At 35.9% G+C, this 18518-nt stretch carries 9 protein-coding genes and 2 pseudogenes; all 11 read left to right on the top strand.

All coding sequences use genetic code 11. The features are described from left to right. Window positions 1–717 precede the first annotated feature (717 nt). Window positions 718–1896, top strand: a pseudogene (locus tag AC1TPC_RS25165) (family 8 glycosyl hydrolase); the annotation flags it as partial. A gap of 21 nt (window positions 1897–1917) precedes the next feature. Then, the gene (locus tag AC1TPC_RS25160; RefSeq protein WP_482069482.1) at window positions 1918–2562 is read left to right on the top strand and encodes a galactose-binding domain-containing protein; all 645 of its coding nucleotides are present in this window, start codon (window positions 1918–1920) and stop codon (window positions 2560–2562) included. 358 nt (window positions 2563–2920) lie between these two features. Continuing rightward, the gene (locus AC1TPC_RS25155) at window positions 2921–4195 is read left to right on the top strand and encodes a family 8 glycosyl hydrolase (protein WP_482069479.1); all 1275 of its coding nucleotides are present in this window, start codon (window positions 2921–2923) and stop codon (window positions 4193–4195) included. Window positions 4196–4447: 252 nt separating this feature from the next. Next, window positions 4448–5842 (top strand): amidohydrolase family protein, encoded by a 1395-nt coding sequence (locus tag AC1TPC_RS25150; protein WP_482069478.1) that lies wholly within the window; start codon window positions 4448–4450, stop codon window positions 5840–5842. A 114-nt stretch (window positions 5843–5956) separates the two neighbouring features. Next, window positions 5957–6769, top strand: coding sequence for an XrtA system polysaccharide deacetylase (locus AC1TPC_RS25145; RefSeq protein ID WP_482069481.1), 813 nt, complete (start codon window positions 5957–5959; stop codon window positions 6767–6769). A gap of 84 nt (window positions 6770–6853) precedes the next feature. Continuing rightward, complete coding sequence (locus AC1TPC_RS25140; protein WP_482069477.1) at window positions 6854–7618, top strand: class I SAM-dependent methyltransferase; 765 nt, start codon at window positions 6854–6856, stop codon at window positions 7616–7618. Window positions 7619–7923: 305 nt separating this feature from the next. Beyond that, window positions 7924–8076, top strand: a pseudogene (locus AC1TPC_RS25135) (DNA/RNA helicase domain-containing protein); the annotation flags it as partial. Window positions 8077–8136: 60 nt separating this feature from the next. Continuing rightward, a complete protein-coding gene (locus AC1TPC_RS25130) occupies window positions 8137–8328 on the top strand; it encodes a phage antirepressor KilAC domain-containing protein (RefSeq protein ID WP_482069476.1) in 192 nt (63 codons plus the stop codon). Window positions 8329–9475: 1147 nt separating this feature from the next. Further along, on the top strand, window positions 9476–11737 hold the full coding sequence (gene dptF, locus AC1TPC_RS25125) for a DNA phosphorothioation-dependent restriction protein DptF (protein ID WP_482069475.1): 2262 nt from the start codon (window positions 9476–9478) through the stop codon (window positions 11735–11737). A 2-nt stretch (window positions 11738–11739) separates the two neighbouring features. After that, window positions 11740–13116, top strand: coding sequence for a DNA phosphorothioation-dependent restriction protein DptG (gene dptG, locus AC1TPC_RS25120; protein WP_482069474.1), 1377 nt, complete (start codon window positions 11740–11742; stop codon window positions 13114–13116). Further along, window positions 13097–18499, top strand: coding sequence for a DNA phosphorothioation-dependent restriction protein DptH (gene dptH / locus AC1TPC_RS25115; RefSeq protein ID WP_482069473.1), 5403 nt, complete (start codon window positions 13097–13099; stop codon window positions 18497–18499). The genes dptG and dptH overlap by 20 nt, the downstream gene beginning before the upstream one ends. The last annotated feature ends 19 nt before the right edge of the window (window positions 18500–18518 follow it).

The raw sequence follows: 18518 nt of genomic DNA, 5'->3' as shown, positions 1-18518 counted from the left end.
TGGCGGAATTGATGATGTTACGTTTACAGCTAAAAGCGGAAGATATGTAAGAGTACTTGGAACAGCAAGAGGCACCGCATATGGATATTCACTCTTTGATTTCGAAGTATATGGTTCTTAATTAGTAAAATAGTGCAAGGCCTGACGGGATAACCCGTCAGGCTTTTTAAAACAGAAGAATGTGGAGCCCCCCTTGCAGGCTTGGAAATCTATTTATATCAAGTTTATTTGATTTATATAGCTGAAATACTACTTCCACTAAAACTTTAATACCAAAATAAGTAAATATTTTTCGTGAAATTTTTCTGTAGACAGAAACAAAATCAATGTGTTACATTTACTCACATAAGAAGTGATGTAAATATCTCAATGAAATTTGAGGGTGATAAAGTAAGTTGGTTGATGCAGATGCGTACCATATGCACTCCGTATCATCTAAAATACTTTTTTCCATAAGCAACTTACTTTTTCCACCCTAAAAATTAAAACGATTAAACTTTGGTTATCTGAACGTTTAATTGTTTTAATGATTATTAATTGGGAAAGGAGCAATTAGTAGCGTCGAAAATCGTTGAATTATTATTAAAGGAGGAGTTTTATTTGAACACTTTAAAATCAAACAAAAGTACGACGAAACTGATGGGCCTCATTCTTCTCTGTCTAGCAATGCTTGTTACACTGCTGGGTGCGCCTGCTAAATATCAACCGACAGCTCATGCTGCAGGTGAATTGAAACCATTCCCTCAGCAAGTTAGCTATCCAGGTATTATTAAGCCTAATCATGTGAGCCAAGCATCTATGAATAGCTCGGTTGCATCATACTATGACTACTGGAAATCCGCACATCTAAGAAATAACCTAGCATCATTGCCTGGCGGTTACTATGTAAAAGGCGATATAACTGGTGATGCTGACGGATACAATCCACTTGGTACCTCTGAAGGACAAGGATATGGAATGATTATCACTGTTCTGATGGCGGGCTACGATTCAAATGCTAGAACGATCTACGATGGTCTATTCAAAACAGCAAGAGCGTTCAAAAGCCCGAACAACGCTAATCTAATGGGTTGGGTTGTAGCGGATAGCGCTGGTGCACAAGGTCATTTCGACTCCGCAACTGACGGAGACCTCGACATCGCTTATTCTCTGATTCTTGCTGATCGCCAATGGGGATCTGCAGGTACAATCAACTATTTGGCAGAAGCGAAGAAAATGATCACGAACGGAATTAAAGTTAGCAATGTAACGACTAACAACAGACTTAACCTTGGTGACTGGGATACGAAGGATGCTTTGAACACTCGTCCTTCTGACTGGATGCTTTCCCACTTGAGAGCTTTCTACGATGTTACAGGCGATCAAACTTGGTTGAATGTCATTAACAACCTGTATACCCTGTACAGCCAATTCACAGCATCTTATTCGTCAAGCACGGGTCTGATCTCTGACTTTGTTGTTGGCAATCCGCCACAACCGGCTCCACAAAACTATTTGGACGAGTTCCCTGAAACAAATGAGTACAACTACAATGCAAGCCGTGTTCCATTAAGAATCGTTATGGACTACGCTTTGTACGGAGATGCTAGAGGCAAGACTATCGCTGACAAAATGGCGGTATGGATTAAAGGCAAAACAGGCGGTAACCCGAATAACGTAAAAGACGGATACCAACTGAATGGTAGCGATAGAGGAACATATGCAACTGCGGTATTCGTATCGCCATTTATTTCGGCAGCTACTACGAGCAGCGCTCACCAAGCATGGGTAAATGCTGGTTGGGACTGGGCGAAGAACAAGCAAGAATCTTACTTTAGCGATTCCTTCAATATGCTTAACCTGCTCTTCATTTCAGGAAACTGGTGGAAACCAAACTACAGCGCCTCCGATACACAAGCACCAACAGCTCCAACTGGTCTGACTGCAACAGCAGCATCAAGCAGCCAAATTAACTTGAGCTGGACAGCTTCGACGGATAACGTTGGTGTAACAGGTTACCGCGTATTCCGCGGCGGCGTTCAAGTTGGCACTCCAACAGGTACTACTTTCAGCGACACAGGTCTAACGGCATCCACATCATACAGCTACACGGTAAAAGCTGTTGATGCAGCAGGCAACCTATCAGCTAACAGCAATACAGCAAGCGCAACGACAAGTGCAGCTTCATCCGGCACTAACTTTGCTCTTGGCAAGACGGCTGTAGCAAGCTCAGTAGAGGGAGCAGGATTTGAAGCTTCCAAAGCAACTGACGGCAATTCAACTACAAGATGGGCAAGTATTGAAGGAAGCAACAACCAATGGATCTATGTTGACCTTGGTACAACAAAAAGCGTTAACCGAGTGAAATTGAACTGGGAAGCTGCTTACGGCAAAGGCTACAAAATCCAAGTCTCCGCAGATGCAAGCACTTGGACAGATGCTTTTACAACAACTACCGGCAATGGCGGAATTGATGATGTTACGTTTACAGCTAAAAGCGGAAGATATGTAAGAGTACTTGGAACAGCAAGAGGCACCGCATATGGATATTCACTCTTTGATTTCGAAGTATATGGTTCATAATTAGTAAGATCCGATTAAGCCTGACGGGTAACTCCGTCAGGCCTTTAAAAACAGAAGAATGTGGAGCTCGTTTTGATTTATAAAATAATGATATAGAACAGAAAGTTTGCTGAAAGATATTATAAATCTCTCAATGAAATTTGAGGGTCATAAAGTAACTTGGTTGATACAGATGCGCGTTATGCAGCCTTGTATCATACCAAATGCTTTTTTCCATAAGCATGTTATCTTTTGACCAAAAGTTAAAGCGCTTAAACTTATAGTGTTTAAAAGTTAAAGCGCTTTAATAATCAAAAAAGGGAAGGAGCAATTTTTAGAGTCAAAAAATTTTGAAGTATAATAAAAGGAGGAGTTTTCATTGAATATTTTAAAATCAAACAAAGGTATTATGAAATTAATGGGCAGTATTCTTCTCTGTACAACTATGCTGACGACAGTACTGGGTGCGCCTGCTCAAATTCAACCTACGGTGCATGCAGCTGGAGAAAAGAAACCTTTCCCTCAGCAAGTTAGCTACCCTGGTATCATTAAGCCAAACCATGTAAGCCAAACATCTCTTAATAACTCAGTTAAAGCTTATTATGACTACTGGAAATCAGCACATTTGAGAAATAACCTGACATCATTGCCTGGCGCTTATTATGTAAAAGGCGATATTACTGGTGATGCTGATGGATTTAAGCCGCTTGGTACATCTGAAGGACAAGGATATGGAATGATTATCACTGTTCTGATGGCTGGCTACGATACGAATGCTAGAAAGATTTACGATGGTCTATTCAAAACAGCAAGAGCTTTCAAAAGCCCGAACAATGCTAACCTGATGGGTTGGGTTATAGCGGATAACAAAAACGCTCAAGGTCATTTCGACTCCGCAACTGACGGAGACCTCGACATCGCTTATTCCCTAATTCTTGCAGATCGCCAATGGGGATCGACGGGAACAGTCAATTATTTGGCAGAAGCGAAGAAAATGATTACAAACGGAATTAAAGTTAGCAATGTAACGACTAACAACAGACTTAACCTTGGTGACTGGGATACGAAGGATGCTTTGAACACTCGTCCTTCTGACTGGATGCTTTCCCACCTGAGAGCTTTCCATGCAGTTACAGGAGACCAAACATGGTTGAATGTTATCAATAACCTGTACAGCCTTTACAGCAAATTCTCAACTAAATACTCGCCTAGCACGGGTCTGATCTCTGATTTCGTTGTTGGCAACCCGCCACAACCGGCTCCACAAAACTTTTTGGACGAATTCCCTGAAACAAATGAGTACAACTACAATGCAAGCCGTGTTCCGTTAAGAATCGTAATGGATTACGCTTTGTACGGTGATACTAGAGGCAAGGCTATCGCTGACAAAATGGCAGTATGGATTAAAGGCAAAGCAGGCAACAATCCGAACAACATCAAAGACGGATACCAATTGAATGGCAATGTTAGAGGATCTTATGCTACAGCTGTATTCGTATCGCCATTCATCTCCGCTGCTACAACTAACACTGCTCACCAAGCTTGGGTAAATGCTGGTTGGGACTGGATGAAAAATAAGAAAGAATCATACTTCAGTGATTCCTTCAATATGCTTAACCTGCTCTTCATTTCAGGAAACTGGTGGAGACCATAGGTTAGCGGTAAGACAGAGACATCAACTGTTTCTGTTAACCTGATTGCAGCAGCCTGACGGCGTAGTTCCGTCAGGCTTTTTGCTTCTTTTTAAAAGAGCTTTCCTGTTGTTGTGTCATACACCTTTTGTGAAAAAAGCTCATATACTGGGTCGAATACCTAGGGGGAAAGTATGACCGGATCATGTTGAGATCTTCTTAAAGCGCGTATTAATCGCACCGGGATCGTTTTTGTCGAGAAAGTAGGTTTTGTTATGGCGGGAATAAAAATAGAAGTGGATAAACGCATTTTAATTTGTGGCGCAACGATTGTCACGATGAACCCTAATCGAGAAGTCCTATTGGATCAGGATGTTCTCATTGTGGGAAATCGTATTGAAGCGATTGGCGATTTGGATGAAATTGTTGACAAAGCTGACGAAGTTGTTCATGCCGAAGGCCAAATACTTATTCCGGGGCTTATCCAAACCCATATCCATCTTACACGGACGCTTTTTCGAAATCTGGTGGCTGACAAAAATCTCAATCAATGGCTTGACGAAATTCTAAGCCTAGAAGCTGCACATGATAGAGATTCAAATTATTGGTCCGGTATGCTGGGAATTGCGGAGCTATTTCTTGGCGGCACTACAGCGATCTACGATATGGAGTCCGTTAACTATACAGATAGCGCCTTCGAGGCAATCGCGCAGACAGGAATCAGAGCCTTCTCGGGGAAAAAAATGGCAGATAGGAAGAGCCCAGGAGGAATTGATCAGAGCGACATGGTTGAGCCCACCTATATAGCATTCGAAGAGAGTCTGAAGCTGTTTGAAAAATGGGAAGGACGCGATGGGGGGCGAATTCGGTATTGCTTCTGCCCAGCCTCCTCCTTGACTTGCACGATGAAGCTTCTGAAGCTAACGGCTGACTTTTCCTATAAATACAACGCTCGTGTTCATATACATGCATCGGAAACGAAAGAGGAAGAAGCGATCGTTATAAAGCAGACAGGCATGCGGGTAATCGATTATTTGGATTCTATTGGACTGGTAACTCCAAGGACTGTTTTGGCTCATTGCGTTCACGTGAACGATCAGGAAATCAAAATCATAGCGAAGCGTGGTGCCCATGCGGCTCACTGTCCTACAGCCAATCTGTATCTAGCTTCCGGGATAGCCCCCATTCCAAGCATGATTGAACACGGAGTCAATATTGGCGTTGGGGCAGACAATGCGGCAGACCATACCAATATGGACGTTTTTCAAGAAATGAAGCTGGCTGCTTTAGTTCAAAAAGGTCTTCATCTCAATCCGACAATTCAGCCTAGTGCGCAAAAGGCATTCGAAATGGCAACTCTTGGCGGAGCCCGTTCCCTTGGATTAGAAAAAGAGATTGGCAGCATTGAGGTTGGAAAGAAGGCGGATATGGCTATCCTTGATTTGAGAAAGCCACATGCGTGGCCGAGTCAAGCGCAAGTGAATACCGAACAAAGCATTTATACACGAATTGTATACTCAGCAAAATCTTCGGATGTTGTTCTGACAATGGTAAACGGGCGTATCGTCATGAAGGATAGGCGATTACTCACCATGGATATAAACGAGGTTTTGAAGAAATCAAACGAAGCGATCACACGATTGTTACAATCCACAGCATTTGCGAGGTAAGGTTAGCTGGCTTTCATGCATAATTCGCTGAATGGTTGTACTTTACTAGTAAATACAAATCTTGCCATATGATAGAGATTGATGAATAATAGATAAGGGGGGATGTCTTTGAAAATGGCATTTACTGTTGATGTGGAGGATTGGTTTTGCAGCCCGCAATTATCACTATCGAACTGGGAGAACTACGAATTAAGGCTGGAGCAGCCTATTCATCAAATTTTGGATTTGTTGGACGAAAATGATTCGATCGGAACTTTTTTTGTCCTGGGATGGATCGCAGAAAAAAGGCCGGATTTGATTAAAGAAATACATCGAAGAGGTCACGAAATAGCTTCGCATGGTTATTCCCATCGTTTGGTTTATCAGCAGTCACCTGAGCAATTTAAACAGGACATTATAATGTCAAAGGACATCTTAGAACAATTAGTCGGTTCAAAAGTGCATGGCTATCGGGCACCCTGTTTTTCGATGACGGAGTGGGCGCTTGAAATTTTAATAGAAGAAGGTTTTTCTTACGATTCCAGCATAATTCCAAATACATATAACAATCTATATTCCAAATTCAATTTGGATGCATCCGTTTCTCATTCTTTTAAAATAAAAGAGGAGCTATGGGAAATACCGCTGCCTGTATATCGCTTAGCTGGAGTTAATTTCCCATGGGGAGGAGGCGGTTATTTTCGCATATACCCTTATCGTTATTTTCATTTAGGAGCAAGCCGAATTATAGGAAATAACGGTTCCTTTGTGTTTTATATTCATCCTTATGATTTAGACCATGACCAACCTCGAATCTTTAACACTTCTTGGTCAAATAACATTAGAAGATACTATGGGCTCGGGGATACTTATACAAAAATAAAAAGCTTGCTGTCTGATTTTAAATGTACTTCTATAAGCAAATATTATCCTCAAATTGGGGGATAGGGTGAATTGAGCATAAAAGCGGACATTATTTTTAATAAACGGTTGCTGGGATGCGCAGCTTATCTTTATTGCAGAGAAAATGGTATGAGCAGAACAAACATTCAACGACCGACTGCTGAGGAAATGAATACTATGATTTCGCTCGGTGTTGTATCTAGTGATCTGAAGATTATAGATAATCAGTTTGGCTATGCCTGTTACGAGCATTATAGGCAGGTATATGATCCTGATTTTTTTGATGCACTTCTATTGAAGGAAGCCAAATACCAAAAAAATATACTAGATTTGTGTTGCGGCGGTGGGGCGACGATAATCTCTCTCCTCCAAAACGAACCTGACATCATATATGGATTTGATTCAAACGCAAATCAGATCGAGCTGTTAGAATCGCTAGTTGGACAATTAAAGGATGTTAATTGCAACATTATGGCAAAGGTGGCAGATGCACATCATATCCCGCTTGAGAGTCACTCCGTCGATTTTGCGGTGTGCAGAGTGGCGCTGCAGTATCTAAACGCAGAACAGGTGCTGAAAGAAATGAATCGTGTGCTTTCCCTGCAAGGGAAGGTGTTTTTGCTCGTTCATGGTTCAGGATATATATTTGATTATTTGTTCTCTAGAAAAGGAATATTTAGAACAAAATATATCCAATATGCGGTTCATAAGCTTTTTAATTCGAGCAGCTCGAATAATAAGTTCAACCGCTCACAAGCAAATTATCTATTCATGAAGGATGTAAAGAAAAAGCTGGAAGACGCAGGGTTTAGAGATATTAAAGTGCATACCTGTAATAAGTGGTTGAAATTCGGGATATTCCCCGTGTATTTCGCGGTAACTGCAGAGAAGTGAGCGTTCGTATGTACAAGACGTTAGAAGCCGGTACCTTAATCAACGAGGGTATTGGTTTTTTTTAATTACTCGAAAAGCAGGTGGGATTAGGTGAAGTATGTTGAGGGGTTTCGGGCTTTTGGTCGATAGGAGTGGGGTGGGATTTGTTTCAATTTAATTGTCGAATAAAGGAATTTATAGGACTTTTGTAGAATAAGACCTAAGCACTATACAAGGATGGATCCTGAATCCGTGACACCACAGTAATCTCAACCGTATGGCACATGGATCATCTTCCAATCTGACCCAAGAAGGCACTTAAAAACAGTCCTGATCTACTTAATGTTCTCGTTAAAAATATATACAAGATTTTAATATCTCGTGGCATGAAGGGTTGTTACGTTTTCTGTAGAGATCAAGTGCTTCAAAGGTATTTTATTGAGAGATTGGGTAAAGTAGTAAGCAGTGAATGTAGATAAGGACAAGAAGGAACAGTCAAAATGTAGGGCTTAAATGGGAAAGATAACTAGGAGGTCCAAATGAGCGAGAAGCAAATATCAACTACAGCTTTAGCAAAGGAATTAGGTATACAAGCAAAGCATCTATTTCAATCCTTAATGGACGCAGAATGTATTCTGAGAGAAAATGATTCTTGGGTCTTGACAGATAAAGGAATTGACTTAGGTGGAACAATCTGTTCATCGCTAACGGACTTGCCGTCTTATGTATAAGAATAACCAGGTGCGGGGTGAGCGACCCTTTGAATATGTTTTTTGGGTCCTGTTGCTCTCAAATCACTCGGGCATAATACGTGGATCGTTCGACCTCTAATACACGCAACACAGAGCTGATGTTATGACCTTGTTCAGTATATTTCTGGGCACTCTCTATGTTATCCGCAAGTGCAGGTACGTTTTTTTAGTAGGTCTTTGAGAATGTCCCTATCTAAGGCTTGCTCTGCAAAGAGCTTCTTAAGTTTTCAATCTCATTCACCAGTTGTGCATAATCATCTGCAGTATGAACAAACGGAGCTTGTTTAACACATTCTCATCTAACTGATCCAGTCCTTACGGTTCAGTTCTCTGGACCACCGTAGGGATATCAGCTCATGTTGATGCGCCGCAGTCATATTACCAATTTCTTTTCCTTTGGCTACAACCTTTTTCTTGAAGGATAAGTCATTGTTCCCCTCCGTTTGATTTCATTTTATCTAAGTAAGAGGTGTACTGTCCAAGTCTTAATAGGGGCTAAGAGTGCAAAATGCAATAATGATCGTTACATAGAGAAGCCTTATTAAAAGTTAAGTTAGTACGCCGCTATGATAGTTCTTCTTCTCAGCTCCCTATATCCGCAGTTAGAATGAGCACAAATCTGCCCTTTTTCTTTCAGACGTGCTGATTGATAACAAATTAACGAAGGAAGTCGAACTATATCTTTTATAGAGGACTTCTCAGCAATTATCAAATTTTAATTTTTGATGTAGTGGGTATCCCGAATTGAATAAGGAAGTTTTACTAGGAGAGGGTACTTCAATCGTAATACTTTTGCCCTGTTAATTAAATAAATTGTTGATCATAATAATAAAAGGAGTAAATTCAAATTTTATTGAAGATAGAATAAATAAAGTTATCTGATGACTATTACATAGTGACACGAAGATGATTGTTGTTGAATAGTTTTAATAATTAATACAATAAAGTTTATAGGTGACATTCATTATTCCTGATATTAGTATGTTGGAATTTTAAATTAGTAATAATCTATATAAAAAAGGATTTTATAATTGTATGATAGAATCAGACTTATGAACTATGAAATCTACGATTCAACAATAGTACTTTTGACTAGAAAAATAGAATTTATTTAGGAGGGTTAAAATTGAGTGATCAATTTTTAGTGTTTATAAAAGAACTTTCATCTAAAGCAGCTGATAATGCACTAGTTATGGAACAACTACTTTTTCAAGACCCAGGAAGCGCAATGGTTAAAGCGAGGAACTTCTTAGAGGAAATAGTAACTACTATATTTGAACTTGAGAATTTGAAAACGCAAGAAGTTCAATATAAAAGTTTATTTGACAGAATTGGATATTTATCAACTGGAGGATATCTTGCAGCCGATATTCAAATGAATTTGCATAGTTTGAGGAAAATTGGCAATCGTGGCGCTCATGAAACTATTCCAGATTTAGAGCTAGCGGTTAAGGCGCACAAGCTAATGTATAAAGTTGCATTGTGGTTTTATGAATCTTACTCCAAAGAAAACAAGCTCGTACCAGAATATGAATACCCAAGACCCAAAGATAATATAGCAGAACTTAAGGATTACATCAGCAAAATGTTCGGCAGCATTTTAGTTAAGCCTACAATCCAAGAGGATGAAGTAAGTGAGCAAAATGAAGAGTCAGTTCCAACAGACTTATCAATTGACATTGAGCTAGAAAGTGGCGAAAGTTACCTTATTGGTGAATTAAAACGTCTACAAGATTCATCAAAAGAGGCCATTGAAAGTGCACAAGCATTTACAGCGTTTAAAGATTATTTGCATGTAGATCGAAAAGTTCAAAGTGATCTTGTTGATATTCTTAAAAATAAAGAGGGGGGTACAAAATCAAATTTGATTCTAATTTGCGGTAGTGTCGGGGACGGTAAGTCTCATCTGCTTGCATATCTTAAATCTAAACATTCTGAATTAGTCAATGATTACTCGATTATAAATGATGCTACAGAGAGCTATTCACCCAATATGAATGCTTTAGAAACATTAAAGCTCTCTTTAATAGGCTTTACAGATAAACAAATCGAGGAGTCTGGTCAAAAAACGTTATTAGCAATAAATATGGGGGTACTTCATAATTTTATACATAATGACGAACAAAATGATTTTAATGGGTTAAAGCAATTTATTAATAAAAGTGGTCTCTTTTCACAACAAACAACTCAGTATTATTCATCTGATAATTTTGATTTAATTTGCATTGGGGATTATCATCCCTATGAGCTAACTGTTAATGGAACACAATCAGACTTTTATTCAGGACTAATGAGTAAAGTATTTGAACAAAATCAAAATAATCCATTCTATCAAGCTTATCGAGAAGATACTAAAAATAATATATATACGATCAGTCATTTTAATTATGATTTTATGCAGGATGTGCAGGTTCAAAATACAATTATTAAATTGATTATAGAAAGCATTATAAAGTTCAAACTCGTAATTTCTGCTAGATCGTTTTTGAACTTCTTGATTGATATTTTAGTGGTGGAGGATATGACACCTTACAATTTATTAGATGAGTTTACAAAATTAAATAATTCATTACCACATTTATTATTTAATCGAAAAGACCGTTCTTTCATATTGAGACATATGAATATGTTGAACCCAACGTATTCAATTCGTTCAAAGTACATTGATCAACTTACTATTGATTTATATACGCTAAATGATGTGGAAAATGTGGTGTGTATACATATTCAAAATACTAAAGGTAGGGAGCTACTTGGGCCTTTATCTAAAGAAACAGATATGCAAAATGCTCCTTTTTTAAAGTTTGCTGAATCAGTAATACTAACTGCATTTTTAACGAATGATGAATTTTACAAGTCTATAAGTGACAGCACTTTTGATTCATTTATTTATCGTTTGTATGGATATAATACAGCCAATAAAGAGATAATAAGAGATATATATAGTGAAGTTAAGGAATCAATGTTCAGGTGGAAAGGTTCTCCACGGAGAGACTATATTTACATTTCTAATGAGCAAGCAAAGTTTAGGCTTGCTCAAAAATTGCAGTTTAAACCTTCTATGCAACATATCCAAGTGAATAAAGGCAATGTGCTTGATAACTTTAATAATAAATTTACTGTAGCGTATGAACTTGGAGATAACAATGAGATTGCTGAGATAGAAATCGACTATTCCTTATTTAAGCTATTAAGAATGATTATGAATGGTTATGTTCCTAATCAACAAGATTATGAAGATTCCATAAAATTTATAGAGTTTATGGACAAAATGATGACTAATGGTGCTAAAAATAAAGAATTGCTTGTTCATATTCAAAGTGAGAAAAAAGTGTTTTTAATTTCAAAAGATGAATTTTATGGATTTATGTTTGAGAAGGAGGCTTAATAATGAGTTATACTTTAAACATTTATGAATTAGAAGAATTACTTAAACATAAAGTACACAAAACGGGTAAGGTTAATGCAATATTGCCTTTTACAACACATGCAATGAAAGAATTAAAGGATGCTTATTATAAATTAAGTGGCAACATAGTCCGGGAGATTTGTAATGTCAAATTGGGTAAAATAATCTCGGACCCCTTTGAAGAGAATCCGTTAATATCAGCTATAAAAAACGATATGAATTATGAAGCAACATTAGAAACTGATCTTGAAAGATTCTTACAGGATTATTTGTATGGATACACAAACGAGATGAAAATTACACATCCTTATTTATATAATTATTTACCTGAAGAAGATAAAGAAATCTACAGGAAAATATCCAAATTCACTGCTGATATTTTGGTGGGTTCCAATAGTGATGTGAAAAATATCTTTTTAATTAAGACAACGGATAATATCCTCGATGAACTGATTTTAAACAAGTTAGATGTAAGTTTAAGTGAAGAATCTATTATGATTTATCAAAATAAATTACCATTTCTACAAGATCTCTATTGTTCAGATTTAATGTTCTTAAGTAAACATAAAGACTACTTCATTAATACATTTCTACTCATAACACGTTTTTATATTTTTAACTATGTTTGTCAACTTTTATTGAAGTTTGATGTGTTCGAAAAAGCTGAATATAATCGCTCTACACCATTGTACTATGCTTTAGATTGGGAAGGGAATATTGGTAAACGTAGAAAAGCAGCAGATGAGACTGAAGGTTTTAAACGTGTTAGAGAAAAATCTAAGTATTTATTTGTTCATATGCACACTTTATCTCAATTAAGTTATAGTAATTCTAATCAAATAGATGAGAATTATAATTTCCTTCAATACAAAGAAATTTTTGAAAAGTTTGAGGAGATGGAATTGAATGATAAAGCAGATTACTTGCAGAGTCTGCAGGAATGGATCGAAAAATATAGATTAATATTTGATAAACGCGTCACTGAAAAAGAAAAACCATTGACAATACAGGAAGCGTTTCAAGTGTTATTTAAGAGTATTTCAGAAGGCATTTCGGAAACAGCGGCCAAAAAATTTGGTGGGTATATTGAGGACTTAGGTGGTAGTGACTTTTTAAAGGTTAGAGGGAGTTCGGGTACTGTTCTAAATTTAAGCCATGAAATGCTTATATTATTAACTGCAGTATGTGTCAAAGACTCGAGAATTCCGTTAAATCAATTATTTGAGGAATTCGAAAAACGAGGAGTTAAATTAGACCGAATATCCAAAAAAACAGTTATTGAGTTGCTTGATAGTTTAAACTACATCGATAAAAAAAGCGATAGCGGGGATGCACAATATGTTAAACCAATTTTATAATTATGTTACTGAATTACTTATGAAATATTTTAAAGATTCTAATCTTCGACCAGGTGATAGATATTATCTTCAGGTTGATAAAGAGGATGATGTAAAAGAAATTATTAGTTCTTTTAAGTTAAATAATCTAGCAAATCCATTTTGTTATCGCCACCAATTAGGTGGAGAATACGAAACATTTTTCTTTCAATTAGGAAATGTGAAACTTGTAATTGCAAATACTTCCGACACTGTAAATCCAGACTTCCTAGTAACTCTACGAAATCAAGTTGGTGACCAGAAGAATGAATGGGAGGGGGCAGCGTTATTCAGTATTGTATCTAACCCCTTGGATTCTATTTCGGGAGGGAGTAGTGATTTGCAAAAAGAAGGTATGCCACTCCACCCTAAATCTTTTGTAAAGAAGTTAAAAGCTGATATTGAAGAGAAAATAATTACTAAAGTTGAACAAATTATATTATTTGAACGAATGGATCAGATTTTAAGTGAGTTAGTTTTTCAACAAATAACCTTTTTTGATTTTGAGGAAATTTTTGCTGCACTATCAAAAGGGACAATTAATTCAGATGATTATAAACATTTTGGGCTTTTTAAAGACACTGATTTAAGTACATTTAGTATTAAAGAAGTCAAAAATAGACTTGAACGAAATAGAGAATTATTTGATTTTGTTAGAAAGTATCATGAGTTAGGCTTTGAGGAAGATCATATAGAAAAGAAAATATCATCTAAATATTCAAGAGAGTTAAAATCGAGTAATTGGGAAGATGTAGATTTTACAACTGTCCAAAAAGGCTATGAGGAAGCCGTAAAAGAAAAAGGTGATGCAAAGTTAGAACTAGTTGAAGTTAAAGTTTCGGAGAAGTTATTGATTTGGAATAAACCGCAAAAAGAAACAACAAATGCTGGAAATCGAAAACGTCATATTATTATATTCAATCCGGAATGTCTAGAGAATATTCAACTTACATGTAATTTTTCATTTGGTGGTGTAATTAAAAGTTTGGATCCTTCTAGTGTGTCATATGATAAAAAAAGTAAATCATTTGTTGATGTACATACAGGAAGAGTAAATATGACAATAAATATTAAAACAAAAACAAAAGAAGGTGCATTTTGCAAAGTTAGTTATAAACATGATGGGAAGGCAGCTCTTGGTTGTGAACTGTATATTGCGGTGCTACCAATCGAGTCCGAAATGTTTAAGGATTTTGAAACTAATTATCTTGTAGATCCTTCAAATAAAGCAATAATTTCCAATTTGGAAAGCGAAACGAAATTAATTGGAGATGGATTATACACAGAGAACATAGAAATAACCAAGCATGAACAAACTATAATTATATTAAAAGAATATCTTTATCATCTAGAACTTAAAAGCGATACATTTAATGATGACAATGAACTTTTGATATTTTTGAATTATAAAGATGTTGAAGTAATTGTGCCTGTTCTGTTTAAAAATGAGCATCCAGAAACAGTACCAATAACTACATCTAGAATTTGGAGATTAAAGAGGGAAGAAAAAAGAAGTTTTCAAAAAGCACTTTCAAGTAACAAGCTGGTCTTTGGAAACCGTGAATTTTATGCAAATCATGAACTAAGTACATATCTTAATTGGGAGCAGACATGGGTTGAACAAGGATTTAAAGCTGGAATTCTAGAATCAGGGACGATTATTTCTGTGGATATTGAGGTTAGCATTCCTTTACGTGAAGCCTATAATCGTTATGTAAACCGCTTTAGAGTAATTGGGAATATTCCAAGCTTAACATATATGGACGAATCATTAAGACAACTGGGTATTGAATATATATCTGCGTATATTAATGAAGTAGATAGTTTTACAGATGGTGTTGCAGCAGGGTCTAGAGGACTTGATATTTTCAAATTAGGTGCATTACAAGCGAATGAAGAGGTAATGTTTACTCCATTCCATCCGTTAAATGTTGCGTATCAAATTGAAATCATAAACTCTTTAAATGATGAAATTGTTGAAAATTCAGTACTAACTCGTTTACGGCCAGATAGTTTGGTGCCTTATATTTATCTAAGTGGTGACTCAGAAAAGTTATATAAATCCGATGTGCAAGCTGTTGCTACTGAATGGATAACATTTAAACCGGTAAAAAAAGTTAGTGTATCAGATGCAAATAAATATTTGGCTAATATTATCCAAGATAAATTAAAACAATTTGAAGAGCATTTTTCGTATTTATTTAATACTTACTCCAAATCACCATTAAAAGTAAATGTTATCAATATTGAAAATGATCATGAGGTAGTAAGAGGCATATTATCATGGATGATAGATACAATTAAGAAAAGGGAACTAAATTCTATAAGGACAATTGAAGTTACCATATATCGCGAGGGAAACTTTGAAAGTTCATTTGACTTGTTAAGTAAAGCCCCAACACCTCAAGATTTCCAAAGAATATTTAACTTGAATATAGATAAACTTGATGAATATGATTCAACAGATGTTTTACGTATTTTGCACCAATCAATTGTTTTCTATAAGAAGGAATCTACAAATGAATTTGAGTATGCACACATATCCTATTATAGAATGAATCTTCAAGAAAAATATGCTATTCAACCTATGACAGAAATGTCAACAGGGATTGCTTTAAAAGGACTATATTCAGTAGTACCATCTATGAAGGGGTTAGAAAATTATAAAAGTGGATACGGTCTTAAAAACTATAGGCAAAACAATAACGACTATCTTGTACAAGTAGCAAGTATGGTCAATGAGCTTGCTGCTAACTTAAAGAATGATGGCAATGATTCATATCGTAAAGGAGAGGTCATTTTCTCTAGGACAACGGCCGCAGAAGAGGCTTATCTTAATGCAATATTTTCATCTTCTCATTGGGTTACTTTTATTGATTCAAACTTAGATTTAGAGTATTTTAATAATCTAAGTGAGAATTTGGTTGTCATTCATTATAATGATCAATATTCGTCGTCTAATAAATACGATGCAATAACAGTTACAAATAAATCCGATCAATATTTTGAGGTCATAAAAGAATTTCTTAAAAGTAAAGAAGTTATCTCTACTAATGAGACAGCAATTAATACAATTAAGGCATTTAATACTTTTAATGGAGAGTGGTTGCTTAGGATTGTTGGAAGTAAGGGACATTATTCAAGGGAAAAATTAAGTATAATATCAGCTATTAAGTTTGCATTAGCCTACTTTGATCATTCAAATATTAAATGGGTACCAATATCGTTAGAAGAAATATTAAGAGTTGCTGGTAGCGTTAGCCTTAACAAGACGGAAGGGTTATTTACCACAAAAAATCTAGGTCTAAAGGGTTCTCATAGCGACGATTTATTACTGATGGGGATTGAGGAGAAAGATGAAAAACTCATAGTTCATTTTTATCCGGTTGAAGTGAAAATAGGAGTGAATTCTAAACCTGTGTTGGATAAGGCGAAGATACAGGTGACCAAGACAAAGAAAATCTTTAAAGAAGCGTTATGTAATAAAGATAAACCTTTTACTTCTAAGTTTTATCGTTATTTCTTTGCACAGCTTTATCTAGTAAATGCAGCTAAATTACATTATAGTGGCTTTTGGCCTGAAAAAAACTATGATATTAGCTTATCAACAGTAAGTAAACTACTAAGTAATGAAATGATAATTTCATTTAAAACTGATCAAGTGTTAGGGGAAGGTGCTGTTTTATCGTTTCAGACTAACACACACATCAGAGAGTCAGAATTATCTGATGCAGTGACTTACGTGAATTTACCAGAATCAGATGGATATACAGGATTAACTAAATCAATGAATGATATGTATAATTGGATTCAAAATCGTGAAAACGATTTTGTAAGAGAAACAATGTTATCCTATTTATATAATGTAGAAGATCGTGAAGAAGAAGACTGTCTTTCAGAACTTATTAGTAGTAAACAAAGCAAAGAAGATGTCATAATAGAACATGAACAAATTAATAATAGTACTGAGTTTATATACAATATGGATCAAAAAATTAAAGTAAATAAAAAAGATGATAAAGTTAAAATAGAACTTGAAGAAATTATTGAAGAAATTATTGAAGAAATTATACCAATTCAACAAAAACATTTATTTCAAGGTCAACAAGAAGATCAGAATGAAGTTACTAGAGAGAATATAAAGGATGATGCATACGAAGGAATTAAAGAGCAAAAAGAAATTTTCGATGATATAAATAATATTGAATTAAAGACGGTTGTAGTGGAGGAAAAAACTCAGGATCTTAATAAAATAAGAATATTAATCGGACGGGCTGAAAACAGTAATAAAGATATTTATTGGGAGTATGGTAATATTGGACTAGCAAATAGACATTTGCTAATATCAGGAAAATCAGGACAAGGAAAAACGTATTTTATGCAATGTTTGCTTTTAGAATTTTCTAAACAAGGCTTACCAAGTATTGTAGTAGATTATACCGAAGGATTCTTGCCAAATCAGTTGGAGCCTGAATTCACTAAATTCCTTGGAAATAAGTTAGAACAACGCGTAGTTTATAATGATAAGTTTCCTATAAATCCTTTTCGAAGAAATGTGAGAGAAATTGGAGGATTAACTCTTCCTGAGTCTGATACTGATATTGCTGAGAGAATAAAATGTGTATTTTCAAGTGTGTATAGTACCCTTGGTATTCAACAACAGAATTCTATTTATGAAGCAGTCCTAAATGGTTTAAATAAGTATGCTGATCAGATGGGCTTAGAAGCATTAAGAGAAATGCTGGAGGAGGATGGTAGTAATTATGCAAAGACCGCACTATCCCAAATTCGTCCATTCATTGATCGCAAAGTATTTGCACAAGACAACATGTTCAATTGGAATAATATATTATCCTCTGACGGAGTTGTTTTTATTGTACAGCTTACAGGATACCCACGTGAAATACAACTAATAATTACTGAATTTATCTTATGGGATCTGTGGAACTTTACTTTACGTTTCGGAAACAAACTAAAACCTATACCAGTTGTATTAGATGAAGCTCAGAATTTGGATCATACTGAACTGTCTCCATCTTCAAAAATATTGACTGAAGGCAGAAAATTTGGATGGTCAGGTTGGTACGCTACACAATTCCTTAAATCACAATTAGGAACGGATGAGCTAGCAAGACTTCAGAATGCATCACAAAAGATTTATTTTGGACAACCTGAACAAGAATTATCCTATATTGCATCTAATTTAAGTAGTGAAGCACAAGAAAGAAAGAAATTAGAAACAAAAATTGCTAATCTAAGGAAGGGTCAATGTATTATACATGGACCATTACTTTTGGAAACAGGGGAACTATCCTCTCAAACAGTAGTTACTGTGGATATTACGCCTTTAAGTAAAAGAATTTAAAAAGTGTGGTCACATTAAA

The sequence above is a fragment of the Paenibacillus sp. Y280 genome, from assembly GCF_056786335.1.
Note: the sequence above shows the minus strand (reverse complement) of the source record. Positions and strands in the feature narration are given on the sequence as shown.

Coding starts and splice junctions, on each gene's coding strand:
- AC1TPC_RS25150 (WP_482069478.1), top strand. CDS start 4,448: ATGGCGGGAATAAAAATAGAAGTGGATAAACGCATTTTAATTTGTGGC.
- AC1TPC_RS25145 (WP_482069481.1), top strand. CDS start 5,957: ATGGCATTTACTGTTGATGTGGAGGATTGGTTTTGCAGCCCGCAATTA.
- AC1TPC_RS25140 (WP_482069477.1), top strand. CDS start 6,854: ATGAGCAGAACAAACATTCAACGACCGACTGCTGAGGAAATGAATACT.
- AC1TPC_RS25130 (WP_482069476.1), top strand. CDS start 8,137: ATGAGCGAGAAGCAAATATCAACTACAGCTTTAGCAAAGGAATTAGGT.
- dptG (WP_482069474.1), top strand. CDS start 11,740: ATGAGTTATACTTTAAACATTTATGAATTAGAAGAATTACTTAAACAT.
- dptH (WP_482069473.1), top strand. CDS start 13,097: ATGTTAAACCAATTTTATAATTATGTTACTGAATTACTTATGAAATAT.